1 protein-coding gene is annotated in these 1,411 nt (G+C 35.6%); it reads left to right on the top strand.

Annotated elements, in window-relative coordinates:
- Positions 1 to 1,289: transposase (locus DWV06_RS10465; protein WP_235828940.1), on the top strand; the 1,289-nt coding region annotated here is incomplete at its 5' end.
- Positions 1,290 to 1,411 lie beyond the last annotated feature (122 nt).

The following is a 1,411-nucleotide window of genomic DNA, read 5'->3' as shown; positions in this document are numbered from 1 at the left end:
TTATGGATAACGATAAACCTTCTTACCGGACTTTTGGATATTTTATTAATGAGGTTCTTTCTGATTCCATTGAAGAAATTTTTAATGATATCAATCAAAAAATATTTAATGAAGAAAAAGTTGACCTTGATCACCTGTATATAGATGGCTCAAAATTTGAAGCCAATGCCAACAAATATAGTTGGGTATGGAAAAAGGCAACCGAAAAATCCAGGTACCGGCTTTATGAAAAGATTACGGTTCTCCTGACTGAAATCAACGATGCTCTTGCATGGAGTGGATTAAAAATACAGACGAATACCGAGTACATCCCAGATGAATTAAAAGAGATTCTTTCCAGATATGCGACAGTATGGGAAATCAATAAAGACAACTTTATTTATGGGAAAGGACATCACAAGACTTTACAGCAACGCCAGTATGAAAAACTCCTGGAGTACACAACGAAACTGGAGGAATACGTGGAGAAAGTATCAATCTGTGGTCCGGATCGCAACAGTTATTCGAAAACAGACCATTCTGCCACTTTTATGAGAATTAAAACGGATTACATGGGAAATGACCAGCTTCTCCCTGCATACAATGTGCAGATTGGAGTAGCTGATGAATACATTGCAGTTGTAGACGTGAATCAGTACCGTTCAGACATGGATTGCTTTATTCCCCTAATGGAACAGTTCTATCATACATATGGATTTTATCCCAAATATCCGACTGCGGATGCCGGATACGGTTCTTATAATAACTACATATACTGTGAACAGCATGGAATGGAAAAGTACATGAAATTTCCTATGTTCAAAAAAGAAACCAAAGATAAAAAATATCATGACAATCCATTTCGTGCTGTTAATTTCAAAGTCGATGAAGAGGGAAATCTGAAATGTCCGAATGAAAAAACTTTTTATCTGGAATATCGGCAGTATGTACGTGGAAATCAATATGGACGTCAGGAAGAAGTGTATGCCTGTGAAGACTGCAGCGGTTGCCCTTATGCAAAACAGTGTAAAAAGACTGATAAAAACCGTACGATAAGAATCAACAGAGAATTAACCAAAATGCATGAAGAAGTAATTGAAAATCTTGAAAGTATTCATGGGGCTCTTTTAAGAATGAACAGATCCATACAGGCAGAAGGAACCTTTGGTATTATGAAGAATAACCGCTGGTATAAAAGAATTGTAAGAAAAGGAATTGATTCTGTAAAGCTAGAGATATATCTGGTTTCCATTGGGCAAAACCTATATAAATATCATAATAAACAGATGCGATGCAAAAAAATCGCATAGTAAAAAATTTGCTATTACTTAATAGTAAGGGGATTTTATACCCTTTTTTAAGAACACAATATCTTATGGTCAGAAAAAAGAAGCCATGAAAAAATGATCACTCGTTTTTTCACAGCCCCTTT

Origin of the sequence: Anaerosacchariphilus polymeriproducens (assembly GCF_003363435.1) — a bacterium.
GTDB lineage: Bacteria > Bacillota > Clostridia > Lachnospirales > Lachnospiraceae > Anaerosacchariphilus > Anaerosacchariphilus polymeriproducens.
Note: the sequence above shows the minus strand (reverse complement) of the source record. Positions and strands in the feature narration are given on the sequence as shown.